This window comes from Solibacillus sp. FSL R7-0682 (genome assembly GCF_038005985.1).
Classification (GTDB): Bacteria; Bacillota; Bacilli; order Bacillales_A; family Planococcaceae; genus Solibacillus.
Genome location: NZ_JBBOUI010000001.1, coordinates 2,888,292 through 2,904,116, shown reverse-complemented (window position 1 = coordinate 2,904,116; position 15,825 = coordinate 2,888,292). Strand labels below are relative to the sequence as shown.

The following is a 15,825-nucleotide window of genomic DNA, read 5'->3' as shown; positions in this document are numbered from 1 at the left end:
ATAGATGAAAATTCTTGTGACAGGTGCAAAAGGATTTATCGGAAAAAATTTAATTGCAGAACTTAAAAATCGAGGGTTTAGTCAATTATTTGAGTATACAAGAGATAGTAATCCCGCACTTCTCGAAGAATATATAAATGAGTGTGATTTTGTATTTCATTTAGCTGGTGTAAACAGACCTCAAAGTGAAAATGAATTTATGGAAGGGAACTATGAATTTACTTCTCAGTTACTAGAGTTGCTAAAAAATAGCCCTAAAAAAGTTCCTATTGTAACCACTTCATCTATTCAAGCGGAATTAGATAATCCATATGGAAATAGCAAAAAAGCAATGGAAGATTTGGTCTTTCAATACCGAGAAGAAACAGGTGCAAAAGTTTATATATACCGACTCCCAAATGTGTTTGGTAAGTGGAGTAAGCCCAATTATAACAGTGTTGTTGCTACGTATTGTTACAACATTTCACGGAATTTAGATATTCAAATCCACAATCCTGCTGCTAAGTTGACGCTATGCTATATCGATGATGTGTTAGAGGAGTTTTTACGGACGATAAATGGTACGCCAACAGTTCAAGGAGATTACTATGTTGTGCCTACAACACATACGATTACACTTAGCGAATTGGCAAATCAAATAACAAACTTTAAAAACAGCCGAATGAATTTGATCATTGAGAATATGGAAGATGAGCTAACAAAAAAGCTTTACAGCACGTATATAAGCTTTTTACCTGACGATCAGTTTTCATATGACTTAAAAATGAATCTTGACAGCCGTGGTTCGTTTACCGAATTTATTCGCACTCCTGATAGAGGACAAGTTTCCATTAATGTTTCGAAGCCAGGCATCGCAAAAGGAAATCATTGGCATCACACGAAAAATGAAAAGTTTTTAGTTGTGAGCGGTGAGGGCTTAATACGATTTAGAAAATTAGATTCCAATGACATTATTGAATACAGAGTGAATGGTGAAAAGCTGCAGGTAGTTGATATTCCAACTGGATATACACATTCCATTGTGAATGTAGGAAATACAGATCTTGTGACAGTAATGTGGGTAAATGAATGCTTCGATCCAGTAAAACCGGATACTTACTATTTGGAGGTATAAATCTTGAAAAAACTAAAAGTGATGACAGTTGTGGGGACTAGACCAGAAATTATTCGTTTGTCTTCTGTGATGAATAAATTAGAACAATCTAATGCAATCGATCATATCGTTGTTCATACAGGACAAAATTATGATTATGAACTAAATGAAGTATTTTTTAAGGATTTCAACTTACTAAAGCCAGATTATTTTTTAAATGCTGCAACAGGAACGGCAACCGAAACTATCGGCAACATTTTAAATAAAATCGATCCGGTTCTTGAGCAAGTTAAACCAGATGCTTTTTTAGTATTAGGCGATACAAATAGCTGTCTATGTGCGATTGCTGCGAAGCGTAGACAGATTCCGATTTTTCATATGGAGGCTGGAAATCGATGTTTTGACCAGCGAGTACCTGAGGAGACTAATCGTAAAATAGTCGATCATATTGCAGATATCAACTTAACATATAGTGATATTGCAAGAGAATATTTACTACGGGAGGGTTTCCCAGCGGATCGAATTATTAAGACGGGTAGCCCAATGTATGAAGTGCTAAACTCACGTAAAGCGAGTATTGCCGAGTCCGACGTGTTACAAAGATTAGAGCTCGATGAAGGAAAGTATTTCGTTGTTTCTGCACATCGTGAGGAAAATATTAATACAGAGAGAAATTTCCTTGATTTAGTGAATAGCCTAAACGCCGTTGCAGAAAAGTACCAGCTCCCTGTTATTATTAGTACACATCCTCGCACACAAAAAATGATTGAAGCGAAAGGAATTGTGTTCAATCCGCTAGTAAAGACATTAAAACCTTTAGGATTCAACGATTATGTAAAGCTTCAAATTAAAGCGAAAGCTGTTCTTAGTGATAGCGGAACAATTAGTGAAGAATCTTCTATACTTGGATTCAAAGCACTTAATATTCGTCAAGCCCATGAACGACCAGAAGCAATGGAAGAGGCAGCAGTCATGATGGTAGGGCTACAAAAGGAACGGATATTACTAGGTTTAGAAATATTAGAAACACAAGAAACAGACACATTTAGACTTGTTGGAGATTACAGTATGCCTAATGTATCGGAGAAAGTACTTAGAATTATATTGTCATATACACATTATGTGAATAGAACAGTTTGGAGGGAGACTATTAATTGAACATAATGGTATTTGATGTTCCAGCAGAAGATGGGGGGGCATTATCTGTTTTAAATGATTTTTATAATGAAGTGTCTAATATCAATGATAAAAATAGTAATTGGATTTTTGTAATTAGTAAACCTACATTAAATGAAACTGAAAATATAAAAGTATTACGATTTCCTTGGATTAAGAAAAGCTGGGCACACCGATATTTTTTCGATCAATTTGTTGCACCTAAATTGGTGAAAAAACACAAAGTAGACAAAGTATTTTCTCTTCAAAATGTAACAATCCCACATCTGAATTGTGAACAGATTCTTTATGTACATCAATCTTTACCGTTTGTTGAATATAAATTTTCGTTTACAGAAAATAAACTATTTTGGATTTATCAAAATATTATTGGAAAGAAAATAATTCATTCTATAAAAAGTGCTCAAAAAGTCATTGTACAAACTGAATGGATGAAAGCGGCTTGTCTTGAAAAAACCATGGTTAATGAAGAAAAAATAAAGGTAGTTCCCCCAAAAATTAATATTGAAATAGAAAAATTTTTTTCAGAAAGTGAAAAAAATCTTTCTACCTTTTTCTATCCTGCAGGCGCTAGTTATTATAAAAATCATCGTATTATTGTAGAAGCATGTAGGGAGTTGAAAAAAAAAGAAATTAATGGATATAAGGTTTTTTTTACACTAAAAGGAAATGAAAATACACATATTGCTGATTTATATAAAATAGTACAAGAAATGCAATTGCCAATATACTTTATTGGAAGTATTAGTCGAGCTCAAGTTTTTGATTTTTATACAAAATCAATCCTTTTATTTCCATCTTATATTGAAACCTTTGGGTTACCGTTGTTAGAAAGTAAATTGCACAAAGGGATGATATTAACAGCAGATACACCTTTTTCCCATGAAGTTTTAGATGTTTACCCAAATGCATACTTCTTTGACGCTTTTAATAGTATAGCGTTGGCAAGACTAATGAAGCAAATATTTGATGGTGAAATAAGTTATAGAGAGGCTTCAATTTTAAAACAAGAAAGTAAAGAAAATTTGAAAGAATATGCTTTAACTGATCAATTATAATAGGATTTTGATAAGTTGTAAAAGCGATAACCGGGGGATTACTTGAAGGAGAATTATTATGATATTTTTAGGGTGTTTATTTAGAAAAGAAGAAGAAGAGCTAATAAATAAATTAAGTAATAATGGATTACAAAATGCTGCTAATACATTTCAATGGAGCTTATTAAATGGCTTAAATCAAATGACACCAATTAATATTATTAATGTATTACCAGTTGGAACATATCCTAAAAATTACAAAAAATTATTATTGAAAAGTAATAGATGGGTATGGAAAGAATGCAGAGATAATTTAGAAGTAGGTTCAGTTAACCTTCCTTTTTTAAAGCAACTTTCAAGATATAAGAAAATAAAAAATGAGTTGAATTTTAGAATAATGAATAATGGAAATTGTAGTAATGTAATTATTTATTCTATGTATTTACCATTTCTTAAGGCTGTTTATAAATTGGATAGAAAAATTCAAATAACTTTAATAGTAACTGATCTACCTGAGTTTTATGATTTAGAGAAAGTAGGAGGGATTAGAAAAATCCTCAGAAAGATTAATAATTATTTCGTTTATAAATATCTAGCGAGAATTGACCATTTTGTTTTACTAACAGAGCAGATGAAAATCCCACTTAATATCGGAAATAGACCTTACTGTGTAATAGAAGGAATAGTAGATACACAGTATAAAAATCTTAATAGCATAAATTTATTAAGTGATTTAAAAGATAGGAAAATAATTTTATATGCTGGAACATTACACTACAAATTTGGTATAAAAAGTCTTTTAGATGCTTTTAGGCAGATTAATAATAATAAATATGAATTATGGATTTGTGGATCGGGTGAAGCTGAGGGAGAAATTTTAAAGTTATCAAAAATAGATAAGAGGATTAAATACTTTGGATTTTTAGTTAAAGATGAAGTGAAGAAATTAGAACAACAAGCAACTCTATTAATTAATCCAAGGACGAATGAGGGAGAGTATACGAAATATTCTTTTCCATCGAAAACAATGGGGTATTTAGTTAGTGGAAAACCAGTACTAATGCACAAATTAGAGGGAATTCCAAGTGAGTATGATAAGTATATTTATTATTTTGAAGGGACACAAGTTAAAGATATTAGATCAAAAATTATTGAGGTGTTAGAAAAAAAAGAGGAAGAAAGAAAAGAGTTTGGGGAAGCAGCTCGTCAATTTGTTATGAATAACAAGAATAATGTTGTACAAGCGCAGAAGATTTTAAAAATGATAATTAAATAATATCTATTAAGTTGGAGCGGTTTTTTTAGGTTCGAGTGATTCGTGAAAAAGTTATCAATTACATATTTGATGTGAATGTTGAAGACAATCACGTTGAATTAAAATTTATTTCAACATTATGAAAGTTTTTATCGAAGACTCATAGCTGCCCAAAAGTAGAATATATAATTTATCATATTATACAAATTTCTAGCATAAATGATTAAAAAGAATAAGTTCCTTTAATCAGAAAAGCATATGATTAGTCCGGGTAAATTAAGAGGCTAGTAGTATTTTAACTTATAAACGTACTTGAAAACATAGAAAGTTGAGGGTAAGTATGAACTACTATTCTTTGGATAAAAAGGCTGATATAAAAATAAATGTAGGATGGTTATGGTATAGCATTGTATTTTTATTTGCATTAAATTTTAATAACAAAGCCCCATACTTAATGATTTTACTAATAATAATTGGTTTTATAGTAATTTTGCTGAAAAATTCTAAATTTAAAATAACTTTAGATTTACTTCCTATTTTTTTATTCTCAATTTTTTATTTTATAATTCTTACAAATTATCAACCTGTGGGAATGTCTACAATCTTATTATTCTTAATTGGCCCCATTGCATGTTTTTCAATAGGATATTTTATAATTAGTGAAAATGATAAAGTATTTGAAAGAACTATGTTAGCGATTATATTAGGTTTATTTATACATGGACTGTTTAACATGATTAAGTATTTTCAGGTTTATGGTTTTATTTCTATTGGAGGAGCAAGAGTAGTACCTGACATATGGACGGGTATAAATATTGCAGCAACTATGCAAGGAACGTATTTCTCCTTAATTTCAAGTATGCTGTTTTATAGTATTTTTTTGAAGAAGCAGCGATCATTTTTTTTAAGTATTATATTAATTTCAGGTATTATTTTTTCGCTTCTTTCATCCGTAATCTTAGGAAATAGAACGATGTTATTAATCTTAATAATAAGTTTTTTAGTGAATTTTTTTATTTTTTTATTTTTAAAAAAAATAAAATTAAATTCATTAGTAAACGGGGTCTTCTTGGTGTCAATATTGCTCCTAATTGGGTTTCTAGTTTATACAAATAATGTTCTCGGTATTAAGGAGTTTATTTTAAATTCTACATTGTATAAGAGAACAGAATCTAGTGCTCTTTTCGAAGATTCCCGATTTTTAATTTACCAAACTGCAATTCACCAGATGTTTGATTTTCCATTGGGCGGTTATAAAATGAGTTTTACTTATGCACATAATTTATGGCTAGATGTTTTAAATGCTACAGGGTTAATCCCATTCTTTTTCTTGTTGCTCTATACTTTAATATCTGTAAAAAATTTATTAGGGATTCTAATTATTTCACAAATCAGTATAGAAAAAAAAATATTTTTTGTAAGTAATTACTTAGGCTTTTTCTTAACCTTTATGGTCGAGCCAATTTTGGAAGCAGTACCGTTTATGTTTCTAATGTTTATTTTATTTAATGGCATGACTAAAAAAACCTTAGATTTAAATAAACCTCGTAATACACCAGTAAAGGAGAGGAACTATGCAAATACTATGGCTCATTAATTTAGCTCTCCCTGAAGTCTCCAAATTAATGAATAAGACCCCTTCTCCGTTTGGTGGATGGTTAATTGATACATCTAAAAAACTATCTGAAAATGAAAAAATTAAGCTTTCAATTGCTTTTGCTGAAACGGATTTAAATGACATAAAAGAATTTAATGGAGATGAGATTACATTTTATGCCTTTCCTCATGTAAGGTTAAAAGACAAGGATTTAATTAAAAGTAATCGTTATTTAAAAACAATCTTAAAAAAAGTACAACCAGATTTAGTTCACATATACGGAACAGAGTATGTACACTCACTAGCTATGGTAAATGTTTGTAAGGAGTTGGGTATAAATACGGTAATAAACATCCAGGGTCTAGTTTCTATTATTGCAAAACATTATACAGCTAATTTACCAATAAATATTCAAAGAAGATTCACATTAAGGGATTTTCTAAAACAAAACAATATACTTCAACAAAGACAAGAACTTGAAAGAAAAGGGAAATTGGAAATTGAGGCAATTCAAAATACACAACATGTCATTGGTCGGACTACTTGGGATAAAGCATGTGTATGGCATATAAATCCTAATGCCAATTATTACAGCTGTAATGAAAATTTAAGAGAAGCTTTTTATTTAAATGAGTGGTCTTTAGAACATTGTGAAAGGTACTCTATATTTTTAAGTCAAGGCTCTTATCCAATTAAAGGATTACATTATGTCCTTGAGTCATTACCATTATTATTGGAAAAATATCCAGCAACAAAGCTATATATTGCAGGACCAGATATAACTTCATCTAAAAATCTAAAGGAGGAGTTCAAAAAAACGTCATATGCAAAATATATTACGGAGTTAATCAAAAAACTTAAAATTGAAAATAATGTATTTTTTACAGGGTTATTAAATGAACAGCAAATATGTGAAAGATATTTAAACTCGAATGTATTTGTTTGTCCCTCATCAATAGAAAACAGTCCAAATTCATTAGGCGAGGCCATGATCTTAGGACTTCCTTGTGTTGCATCAAATGTAGGGGGAGTTTCTGATATGTTAACACATAATCAGGAAGGTTTTTTATATCAAGCAGATGCACCTTACATGTTAGCTTATTTTATTAGTAAAATATTCGAGGATGAAGAAATAGTGAAACGAATGACTGAAAATTCAAGAAAAAGGGCTTTGGATACACATAATCGTGAAAAAAATATTGAACGATTAATTAGTATTTATCATGAGATTTTAGGTGTTCAACAAGAAGTAAATGAAGAGGTTTTCATATGAAAATAACTTTTTATTCTAATTTCTTAAATCACCATCAATTACCTTTTTGTATAGAAATGTATAAAAGACTGGGCAAAGATTTTACATTTGTAGCAACTGAAATGATTCCAGAAGAACGATTAAAACTAGGTTATGAAGATATGAATGATAAGTATTCTTTTGTTTTAACTACTTATCAAAATCAAAAAAAATATGAGAAAGCTTTAAAGTTAGGGGTAGAGAGTGATGTTGTTATTATTGGCTCTGCACCAGACGAATTTATAAAAGATAGGATAAAGCAAAATAAATTAACTTTTCGATATTCAGAAAGGATCTTTAAAAGAGGTAGATATAGAATAATTAATCCAAGAGTTTTTATATCTTTAGTTAAAAATCATACGAGATATAGGAAAAGAAATTTGTATATGCTTTGTGCTAGTGCATATACAGCAGCTGATTTTCGATTAGTAGGTGCGTACAGAAAAAAGACATTTAAATGGGGATATTTCCCTGAAGTTTTGGAATATAAAGTAGATGAATTAATGGAAAAAAAACAACATACTGTTCCAAAAATACTATGGGTAGGGAGATTATTAAGTTTAAAGCAGCCAGAAGATGCGATTAGGGTAGCACGAATGCTTAAAAGTAGTGGTTATTCGTTTCAAATGAATATCATTGGCTCAGGCGAAAAGGAGTACATCTTAAAAAACTTAATAAGACAATATGATTTGGATGGAAATATAAATATGTTAGGTACTATGACACCTGAAGAAGTTAGGGGGTATATGGAGGAATCGAATATCTTCATCTTTACTAGTGATTTTAATGAAGGCTGGGGTGCTGTACTAAACGAGGCAATGAACAGCGGCTGCGCGGTAGTTGCAAGTCATGCAATCGGCTCAGTTCCTTTTTTAATTAGAAATAGAAAAAATGGTCTTATTTATAAAAATGGCGATATAAAGAATTTATATAATTGTGTAAAGGATTTAATAGAGAATCCAGAATGGTGTAATGAATTAGGTGTAGAGGCATATAAAACACTAAAAGAAATGTGGAATGCAGAATGTGCTACGGATAGATTAGATAGATTAATTAACGCATTGTTAACAGAAGATAAGGTTGAATTTACTAATGGACCTTGTAGCGAAGCTGAGTTAATTTCTCATAAGTATAAGTATTAATACATTTTTAAGGGGAGTATAAAATGCAAAATGACATAATGGTAAGTATAGATTGTATTACTTACAACCATGAGAAATATATTGCTGATGCAATAGAAAGTTTTTTAATGCAAAAAACAAATTTTAAATTTGAAATTCTTATACATGATGATTCCTCAACGGATGGCACATCTGAAATAATAAAAAAATATGAACAACTCTACCCAAATATTATTAAACCAATATACCAAAAGGAAAACCAACATAGTAAAGGCATAAATGTTACGATTAAATATCAATTACCTAGAGCGCGTGGTAAGTATATTGCTGTATGTGAGGGAGATGATTATTGGATAGATCCTTATAAATTACAAAAACAAGTAGACTACTTAGAAAAAAACAAAAATTGCAGTTTATGCTTTCATAATGCAGAGGTTATTGATGTTGCAAACGGCAATAAAATAGTAAAAAAGCATATCCCATGGGCACCGTTTAATGAAAAATATTATTATCAAAAAAATGCAAAATACAATGCTGGTGAACTAGCGTTATTAGATTTTATACCGACCGCTTCTTTGATATTCCCAAGAAATTTGGTTACAGAAATTTCTAAAAATCCCCCAGATTGGATTACAAAAGCAATAGTAGGTGACGCTCCGACCAGATTAGTATTAGCAAGTTATGGATACGCTTATTTTTTTGATGAAGTAATGTCTATTTATAGAACAAATGTAGAAGGTTCTTCTACAGAAAGAGCTAACATTGAAAATCAAAATCCTAATCAATTAATTCATAGGCTAAAGGGTCATATTGAAATATTAGATGGATTTAATGAATTTTCCCATTATAAATATGCTAATCAACTAGATGAGGCGAAAAAAGTGTTGGAAGTAAATATGTTAAGAGTAGAAGGCAAAATAAAAGAACTTAAAAGTAAAAGATATAAAAGCTTTTATAATCAATTCAATACGAAAGAACGATTAAAAATATACCTATCACTATACGCCCCTAAAACTTACAAAAAATTAGTTGATATAAAAAGTGTTTCACAAAATCTTTTATCTGAAAAAAATAAATGATAAATAATAATAAAATTTAGATTGAATGAAGGGTAGAAGATAATTTGAGTAATGTTGTAATGAAATCAAAAGTCCTTTCCTCTCTTTTATGGAAATTCATGGAACAATCTGGTGCTCAAGCTATTCAATTTTTAGTATCAATTATATTAGCCCGTCTACTATTACCAGAGGAATATGGCAAATATATATTAGTATTTATATTTATTTCTATTGCCGGAGTTATAGTTCAAAGTGGTTTTAATATAGCATTAGTTCAAAAAAAAGATGTAGATGAAGTGGATTTCTCTTCTGTGTTTTATTTAAATTTAAGTATTGCTAGTTTTTTATATGTCATATTGTTTTTTACTGCACCTTTTATTGCTGCCTTTTTTGATGATCTTGAGTTATCGGAAGTTTTAAGACTTTTATCTATTACCCTTTTTTTAGGTGTATTTGTTTCAATACAAAATACTATAATTGTACGGAATATGCAGTTTAAAAAATTATTCGTTAGTAGTTTAGGGGCGGTATTAATATCCGGAATTGTCGGTATTATTCTAGCTTATAATTATTTTGGTATTTGGGCTCTTGTGTGGCAACATTTAACTTATCAATTGATGTTAATGATTGTATTATTCTTTACAGTAAAATGGAGACCAAAACTATTATTTTCATTTAAAAGAATAAAGACCTTATTTTCATTTGGTTGGAAATTACTAGTCTCAGGCTTAATTGATGTTGTTTCTACAAATCTACTAAACTTATTAGTGGGAAAATTATTTAATCCGGCAATTTTAAGTTTTTATAGTAAAGGTAATCAATTTCCTAATATGATTGTTAGTAATATTAATGGATCTATACAATCGGTTATGCTACCTACTTTATCAAAACAACAAGATAATAGACCTAGAATGAAAGAAATAGTAAGAAGAACTATTAAAACGAGCTCATTCATTATTTTTCCAATGATGGTTGGGTTAGCTGTTATAGCAGAACCATTAATTCAGTTATTATTAACAGAGAAATGGCTCCCAACTGTCCCGTTTTTACAAATATTTTGTGCAATCTACGCATTATGGCCAATTCATACTGCGAATTTACAAGCTATTAACGCGCTGGGGCGTAGTGATATTTTTTTGAAATTGGAAATTCTAAAAACTACAGTACACCTCGTTATTTTAATAATTACTATACAATTTGGTATTTATGTAATGGCTCTAGGCGTATTATTTAGTGGAATTTTAGCTGCTTTGTTTAACGCATATCCTAATGTGCAATTATTAAATTATAGTATTGGTGCGCAGATAAGAGATATAGCTCCACCTTTATTTATATCATTAATAATGGGAGCAGTAGTTTATACAATTTATTGGCTCGATTTAACTCCATTGTATACTGTCGTTATTCAAATATTAGTGGGAATAATTACTTATATAAGCCTCGCAAAGCTATTTCAACTTGAAAGTTTTAATTACTTGGCGTCGACTGCTAATGAGATGTTAAGAAAAAGAAGAAAAACAAAATTAGTTGTAATTAGTAGGCGGAATAAATGAGAAAATTTATGATGGGATTTAAAGATTTAAAAGAATAGATTGAGTAAATAGATGAGTAAAACAGTCATTAAAGTAATGATAATCATGCACTTCGAGCATTCAGCTATACAAATACATTAAATAGATAAGGAGAATAATATGGAGAATAAAATATATTTAAGAGCTTTTGAGTATAGCGATTTAAGCTTTTTAAACTCAATTAGAAATGATGATATACTTTTTCAGACAACTACAGGGAATAAATACTATGTTTCTTCAGAATATGATAAAAAATGGGTAGAAGATAAAATATTTAATAATTATCATCAGCTATATTTGGTGATTTGCTGTAAAAATAGTAACGAACCAGTTGGCTATACTAGTGCAAATAATATTGACTATATTAACAGAAAAGCTGAATGGGGTGGGATGCTTATTTCTAGCGAACACATCAACGGTGGATTTGGCACAGAAGCATGCCACTTATTTATTGATCATTTATTCGGTGAATTAGGTATGAACATGATTTATGCATTTGTAAAGGAAAATAACAAAGCATCAAATCGACTTTCTGAAAAATTTGGTTTTACGAAGGATGGGGTAATAAGAGATTTCGTGTATAAACAAAATAGTTATCATAATGTTAGTATATATACGCTCCTAAAATCAGAATACGATAATAGAAAATAGTTTATATTTAAATTTTCCTTTTTATAATCCTAATCAATTCATTCATAAAGAAAATCTAAATAAAAGGTGATCAAATGGATAGTTCAATACAAGTAACTCGTTCCTCAATGCCAACTTTAGATGAATATATAGAGGAAATAAAAGATTTATGGGAAAGCAAATGGCTAACTAATCAAGGGGTTAAGCACAATCAGTTAGAGATAGAATTAGCTAATTATTTGGATACTCCAAATGTTGCACTATATGCAAATGGTCATCTAGCATTGGAGAATATTTTAGAAGTTTTCCAACTTAATGGAGAGGTTATTACAACACCCTTTACATTTGCTTCTACTACTCATGCCATTGTAAGAAAAGGATTAACACCCGTTTTTGCAGATATTAATCCTAATGATTATACAATGCAAACAGATAATTTAGAGAGCCTCATAACAGAAAAAACATCTGCTATTATGCCTGTTCACGTATATGGGAATATTTGTAATATTGAAGGGGTTGAGCGGATAGCAGAAAAATATAATTTGAAAGTGATTTATGATGCTGCCCATGCTTTTGGTGCCACTGTTAATGGAGAAAGTATTGCTAACTTTGGTCATGCTTCGATGTTCAGTTTTCATGCTACAAAAGTTTTTAACACAATTGAAGGTGGGGCTATCACGTTCAAAGATTCAAGCTTAAAAAAGGTGATAGATGCATATAAAAACTTTGGTATTACAGGACCCGAAACCGTAGATTACATTGGTGGCAATGCAAAAATGAATGAATTTCAAGCAGCAATGGGCTTATGTAATCTAAAAAATGTAAATCAAGAAATTGAAAAAAGAAAATTGCTTTATGAAAGATATATTGACAATCTGAGTGAAGTTGATGGCATTAAATTGCCATACATCCCGAAAGGTGTCGTTAGTAATTATTCTTACTTTCCAGTGTTATTTAATAGCTTAAAAATATCGAGAGATGAGATTCAACATGAATTAATGAAACATAACATCTATACAAGAAAATATTTTTATCCATTAACCAATCAATTAAAATGTTACCATCCCAAATTTACCACTGATCACACTCCAATCGCACAACATATCGCAGAAAGAATCTTAACACTTCCACTTTATGCCGATTTACAGTTACATACTGTAGATAGAATTTGTACCATTATAAAAACAAAACTCAATAGTTTAAAATTAACGGTTTCCAAAGGAGATATGTAGATGAAAGTAGCCTTAATGCAACCGTACTTCTTTCCCTATATAGGCTATTTTCAACTAATTCATGCGGTAGATGAATTTATTATTTTTGATAATGCTCAGTATATTCGTAGAGGCTGGATAAACCGAAATCGAGTATTAAATCCGCAAAAAGAAACCGTTTATATTAATGTTCCCGTACAAAAAGCTTCTAGGGAAACAAAAATTAAGGATATTGTTATTGATAGTTCTAGTAATTGGAAGGAAACGATAATTCATCAGCTGAATTATTACCGTAAAGCACCAAACTATGATTTTGTTATGGATTTTTTGAATGATAGTTTAGAACTTAGTAAACCTTATATAAGTGAATTGAATACTAGTCTATTAAAAAAAGTATGTAATCTACTTAAGATTAATACAAATATAACGGTTTTATCAGAGCAATTTCCAATGCTAAACGAAATGAATGCAGCAGATGAATGGGGAATTGAAGTGTCTAAAGCTTTAAATGCAACTTCTTATATTAATGCCATCGGTGGAAAGGAATTTTATGATCCACAAAAATATCGAGCAAATGGTTTAGATATTCAATTTATTAAAACTGATATAAAACCATATAAACAATTTCATGATGTTTTTGTACCCGGTTTATCTATTATCGATATGATGATGTTTAACCAACCAGAAGAGATAAGAGAAATGTTAGATATTCATGAGTTAATTAAATAGCACAAAAAGGGGTTTATATATGAAAGGTATTCTTCTTGCAGGGGGTTCGGGAACTAGACTGTATCCATTAACTAAATCAATTTCAAAACAAATGCTACCGATTTATGACAAACCGATGATATATTATCCATTATCTGTATTGATGTTGGCGGGAATAAGAGAAGTATTAATAATTTCAACTCCGCGTGATATTGAAGGTTTTAAGGAGCTATTAGAGGATGGAAGTAAGCTAGGCATGAACTTCGAATATGCGGTTCAAGAAAAACCCAATGGTCTTGCCGAAGCCTTTATTATTGGAGAGAACTTTATTGGTGACTCCTCTGTTGCGTTAGTTTTAGGAGATAATATTTTTTATGGGTCAAATTTATCCGTTTTATTAAAAGAGGCGGCTTCTTTAACGAGCGGCAGTATTATTATGGGTTGTTATGTAAATGATCCTCGCGCTTATGGTGTAGTGGAGGTAGATGAAGAACACAACGCTATTTCAATAGAAGAAAAGCCTGAAAAACCGAAATCTTCTTATGCTATTCCAGGTTTATATTTCTTTGATAATCAAGTTGTACAGTTTGCTAATAGTGTAAAACCATCTGCACGAGGAGAATTAGAAATCACCTCTATATTAGAGAAATACATGCAACAAGATGAACTGATTGTTAAGCTAGCGGGGCGTGGATTAGCTTGGTTAGATACAGGTACACATGAATCTCTATTAGAAGCATCAAATTTTGTTGAGGCAATTCAAAAACGTCAAGGTTTGTATATTGCAAGTCTTGAGGAAATTGCGTATCGAAAGGGCTACATAACAAAAAAGGAGCTAATAAAACTCGCTGAACCACTTATGAAAACAGATTATGGAAAATATTTAATGGATCTTGCACAAATTGTCGACGTATCATTTGAAACTGTATCCTAAAAGGTGGCTAAGTTAAATGAAGAAGCTATTAGTAACTGGTGGGGCTGGATTTATCGGAGGGAATTTTATTCATTATTTATTTGAAAAATACCCTGACTATAAAGTTTTTAATTTAGATGCATTAACATATGCAGGTGATTTAACAAAGCATTCTGCAATAGAAACTAAGGAAAATTATCATTTTATAAAGGCAGATATAACAGATTATCCAGAAATCATGCAGTTATTCGAAAACGAACAATTTGATTATGTCGTCCATTTTGCTGCAGAAAGTCATGTGGACCGTTCTATTATAGAACCCAATATTTTTGTTCAAACTAATGTGTTAGGTACACAAGTGTTACTAGAAGCTGCGAGAAAAGTAGGGGTTACAAAATTTATACATGTATCTACAGATGAAGTATATGGAGAATTAGATTTTGACCATACAACCTTTTTTACTGAAGATACACCATTAAAACCAAATAGTCCATATAGCGCAAGTAAAGCATCTTCAGATTTTTTGGTCCAAGCTTATCACCATACTTATGGATTGCCTATGAATATTACGCGTTGTTCAAATAACTATGGACCTTTTCATTTTCCTGAAAAGTTAATTCCTTTAACAATTAGTAGAGTTTTAAATAATGAGAAAATACCGGTTTATGGAGATGGACAAAATATCAGGGATTGGTTACATGTGTTTGATCATTGCGCGGCTATTGATTTAGTGTTACACGAAGGCGGCGATGGTGAGGTATATAATATTGGTGGACATAACGAACGCACGAATTTACAAGTAGTGAAAACTATTATTCAAGCATTGGGAAAATCAGAAGACTTAATTGAATTTGTCGAGGATCGTTTAGGACATGATAAACGTTATGCAATTGATCCATCTAAATTAGAGCAATTAGGATGGAAGCCAAAATTTGCATTCGAAATAGGCATAGACCAAACGATTAAATGGTATGTTGATAACAAAGTGTGGATCGAACAAATTAATAGTAGGAATCTACACATGTTATGAAAAAAAGATTACGATCTTAAATAAGACCGCGATCAAATAACACATATAATATACCAGGCATCTCCGAACGCATTGACTATAGGAGGTGCCTGTCTTATGACGACAAATTTATTAACCATTGTTCCCAGTTAGGA

14 protein-coding genes are annotated in these 15,825 nt (G+C 30.6%); all 14 read left to right on the top strand.

Features of this window, described 5'->3' with window-relative positions:
- Positions 1-4 precede the first annotated feature (4 nt).
- The 14 genes from MKZ17_RS14770 (at position 5) to rfbB (ending at position 15,691) form a co-directional block, all read left to right on the top strand.
- A complete protein-coding gene (locus MKZ17_RS14770; RefSeq protein WP_340724493.1) occupies positions 5-1,114 on the top strand; it encodes a capsular polysaccharide biosynthesis protein CapF in 1,110 nt (369 codons plus the stop codon).
- A 3-nt stretch (positions 1,115-1,117) separates the two neighbouring features.
- Positions 1,118-2,251, top strand: coding sequence for a non-hydrolyzing UDP-N-acetylglucosamine 2-epimerase (gene wecB, locus MKZ17_RS14765; protein WP_340724492.1), 1,134 nt, complete (start codon positions 1,118-1,120; stop codon positions 2,249-2,251).
- Positions 2,252-2,256: 5 nt separating this feature from the next.
- Positions 2,257-3,327: a glycosyltransferase gene (locus MKZ17_RS14760; RefSeq protein WP_340725565.1), complete on the top strand. Its 1,071-nt coding sequence runs from the start codon at positions 2,257-2,259 to the stop codon at positions 3,325-3,327.
- Between the two features lie 58 nt (positions 3,328-3,385).
- Positions 3,386-4,582, top strand: a complete 1,197-nt coding sequence (locus MKZ17_RS14755) for a glycosyltransferase (RefSeq protein ID WP_340724491.1) — start codon at positions 3,386-3,388, stop codon at positions 4,580-4,582.
- Positions 4,583-4,901: 319 nt separating this feature from the next.
- Complete coding sequence (locus MKZ17_RS14750; protein WP_340724490.1) at positions 4,902-6,158, top strand: hypothetical protein; 1,257 nt, start codon at positions 4,902-4,904, stop codon at positions 6,156-6,158.
- Complete coding sequence (locus tag MKZ17_RS14745) at positions 6,136-7,431, top strand: glycosyltransferase family 4 protein (protein ID WP_340724489.1); 1,296 nt, start codon at positions 6,136-6,138, stop codon at positions 7,429-7,431. Before MKZ17_RS14750 ends, MKZ17_RS14745 begins: the two co-directional genes overlap by 23 nt.
- Entirely contained in the window at positions 7,428-8,591 is a 1,164-nt protein-coding gene (locus MKZ17_RS14740) for a glycosyltransferase family 4 protein (RefSeq protein ID WP_340724488.1), read from the top strand. The genes MKZ17_RS14745 and MKZ17_RS14740 overlap by 4 nt, the downstream gene beginning before the upstream one ends.
- Positions 8,592-8,614: 23 nt before the next feature.
- Positions 8,615-9,649: a glycosyltransferase gene (locus MKZ17_RS14735; RefSeq protein ID WP_340724487.1), complete on the top strand. Its 1,035-nt coding sequence runs from the start codon at positions 8,615-8,617 to the stop codon at positions 9,647-9,649.
- A gap of 59 nt (positions 9,650-9,708) precedes the next feature.
- On the top strand, positions 9,709-11,181 hold the full coding sequence (locus tag MKZ17_RS14730) for a lipopolysaccharide biosynthesis protein (RefSeq protein WP_340724486.1): 1,473 nt from the start codon (positions 9,709-9,711) through the stop codon (positions 11,179-11,181).
- A 138-nt stretch (positions 11,182-11,319) separates the two neighbouring features.
- Positions 11,320-11,850, top strand: coding sequence for a GNAT family N-acetyltransferase (locus MKZ17_RS14725; RefSeq protein ID WP_340724485.1), 531 nt, complete (start codon positions 11,320-11,322; stop codon positions 11,848-11,850).
- A 74-nt stretch (positions 11,851-11,924) separates the two neighbouring features.
- On the top strand, positions 11,925-13,061 hold the full coding sequence (locus tag MKZ17_RS14720) for a DegT/DnrJ/EryC1/StrS family aminotransferase (protein WP_340724484.1): 1,137 nt from the start codon (positions 11,925-11,927) through the stop codon (positions 13,059-13,061).
- Entirely contained in the window at positions 13,062-13,769 is a 708-nt protein-coding gene (locus tag MKZ17_RS14715; RefSeq protein WP_340724483.1) for a WbqC family protein, read from the top strand.
- 19 nt (positions 13,770-13,788) lie between these two features.
- Positions 13,789-14,682: a glucose-1-phosphate thymidylyltransferase RfbA gene (gene rfbA / locus MKZ17_RS14710; RefSeq protein WP_340724482.1), complete on the top strand. Its 894-nt coding sequence runs from the start codon at positions 13,789-13,791 to the stop codon at positions 14,680-14,682.
- Between the two features lie 16 nt (positions 14,683-14,698).
- Positions 14,699-15,691, top strand: coding sequence for a dTDP-glucose 4,6-dehydratase (gene rfbB, locus MKZ17_RS14705; protein WP_340724481.1), 993 nt, complete (start codon positions 14,699-14,701; stop codon positions 15,689-15,691).
- Positions 15,692-15,825: the final 134 nt, after the last annotated feature.

What these genes read in the sequence shown, in the direction of transcription:
- MKZ17_RS14770 (WP_340724493.1), top strand. Translation starts at nt 5, where the DNA reads ATGAAAATTCTTGTGACAGGTGCAAAAGGATTTATCGGAAAAAATTTA.
- MKZ17_RS14760 (WP_340725565.1), top strand. Translation starts at nt 2,257, where the DNA reads ATGGTATTTGATGTTCCAGCAGAAGATGGGGGGGCATTATCTGTTTTA.
- MKZ17_RS14755 (WP_340724491.1), top strand. Translation starts at nt 3,386, where the DNA reads ATGATATTTTTAGGGTGTTTATTTAGAAAAGAAGAAGAAGAGCTAATA.
- MKZ17_RS14750 (WP_340724490.1), top strand. Translation starts at nt 4,902, where the DNA reads ATGAACTACTATTCTTTGGATAAAAAGGCTGATATAAAAATAAATGTA.
- MKZ17_RS14745 (WP_340724489.1), top strand. Translation starts at nt 6,136, where the DNA reads ATGCAAATACTATGGCTCATTAATTTAGCTCTCCCTGAAGTCTCCAAA.
- MKZ17_RS14740 (WP_340724488.1), top strand. Translation starts at nt 7,428, where the DNA reads ATGAAAATAACTTTTTATTCTAATTTCTTAAATCACCATCAATTACCT.
- MKZ17_RS14735 (WP_340724487.1), top strand. Translation starts at nt 8,615, where the DNA reads ATGCAAAATGACATAATGGTAAGTATAGATTGTATTACTTACAACCAT.
- MKZ17_RS14730 (WP_340724486.1), top strand. Translation starts at nt 9,709, where the DNA reads ATGAAATCAAAAGTCCTTTCCTCTCTTTTATGGAAATTCATGGAACAA.
- MKZ17_RS14725 (WP_340724485.1), top strand. Translation starts at nt 11,320, where the DNA reads ATGGAGAATAAAATATATTTAAGAGCTTTTGAGTATAGCGATTTAAGC.
- MKZ17_RS14720 (WP_340724484.1), top strand. Translation starts at nt 11,925, where the DNA reads ATGGATAGTTCAATACAAGTAACTCGTTCCTCAATGCCAACTTTAGAT.
- MKZ17_RS14715 (WP_340724483.1), top strand. Translation starts at nt 13,062, where the DNA reads ATGAAAGTAGCCTTAATGCAACCGTACTTCTTTCCCTATATAGGCTAT.
- rfbA (WP_340724482.1), top strand. Translation starts at nt 13,789, where the DNA reads ATGAAAGGTATTCTTCTTGCAGGGGGTTCGGGAACTAGACTGTATCCA.
- rfbB (WP_340724481.1), top strand. Translation starts at nt 14,699, where the DNA reads ATGAAGAAGCTATTAGTAACTGGTGGGGCTGGATTTATCGGAGGGAAT.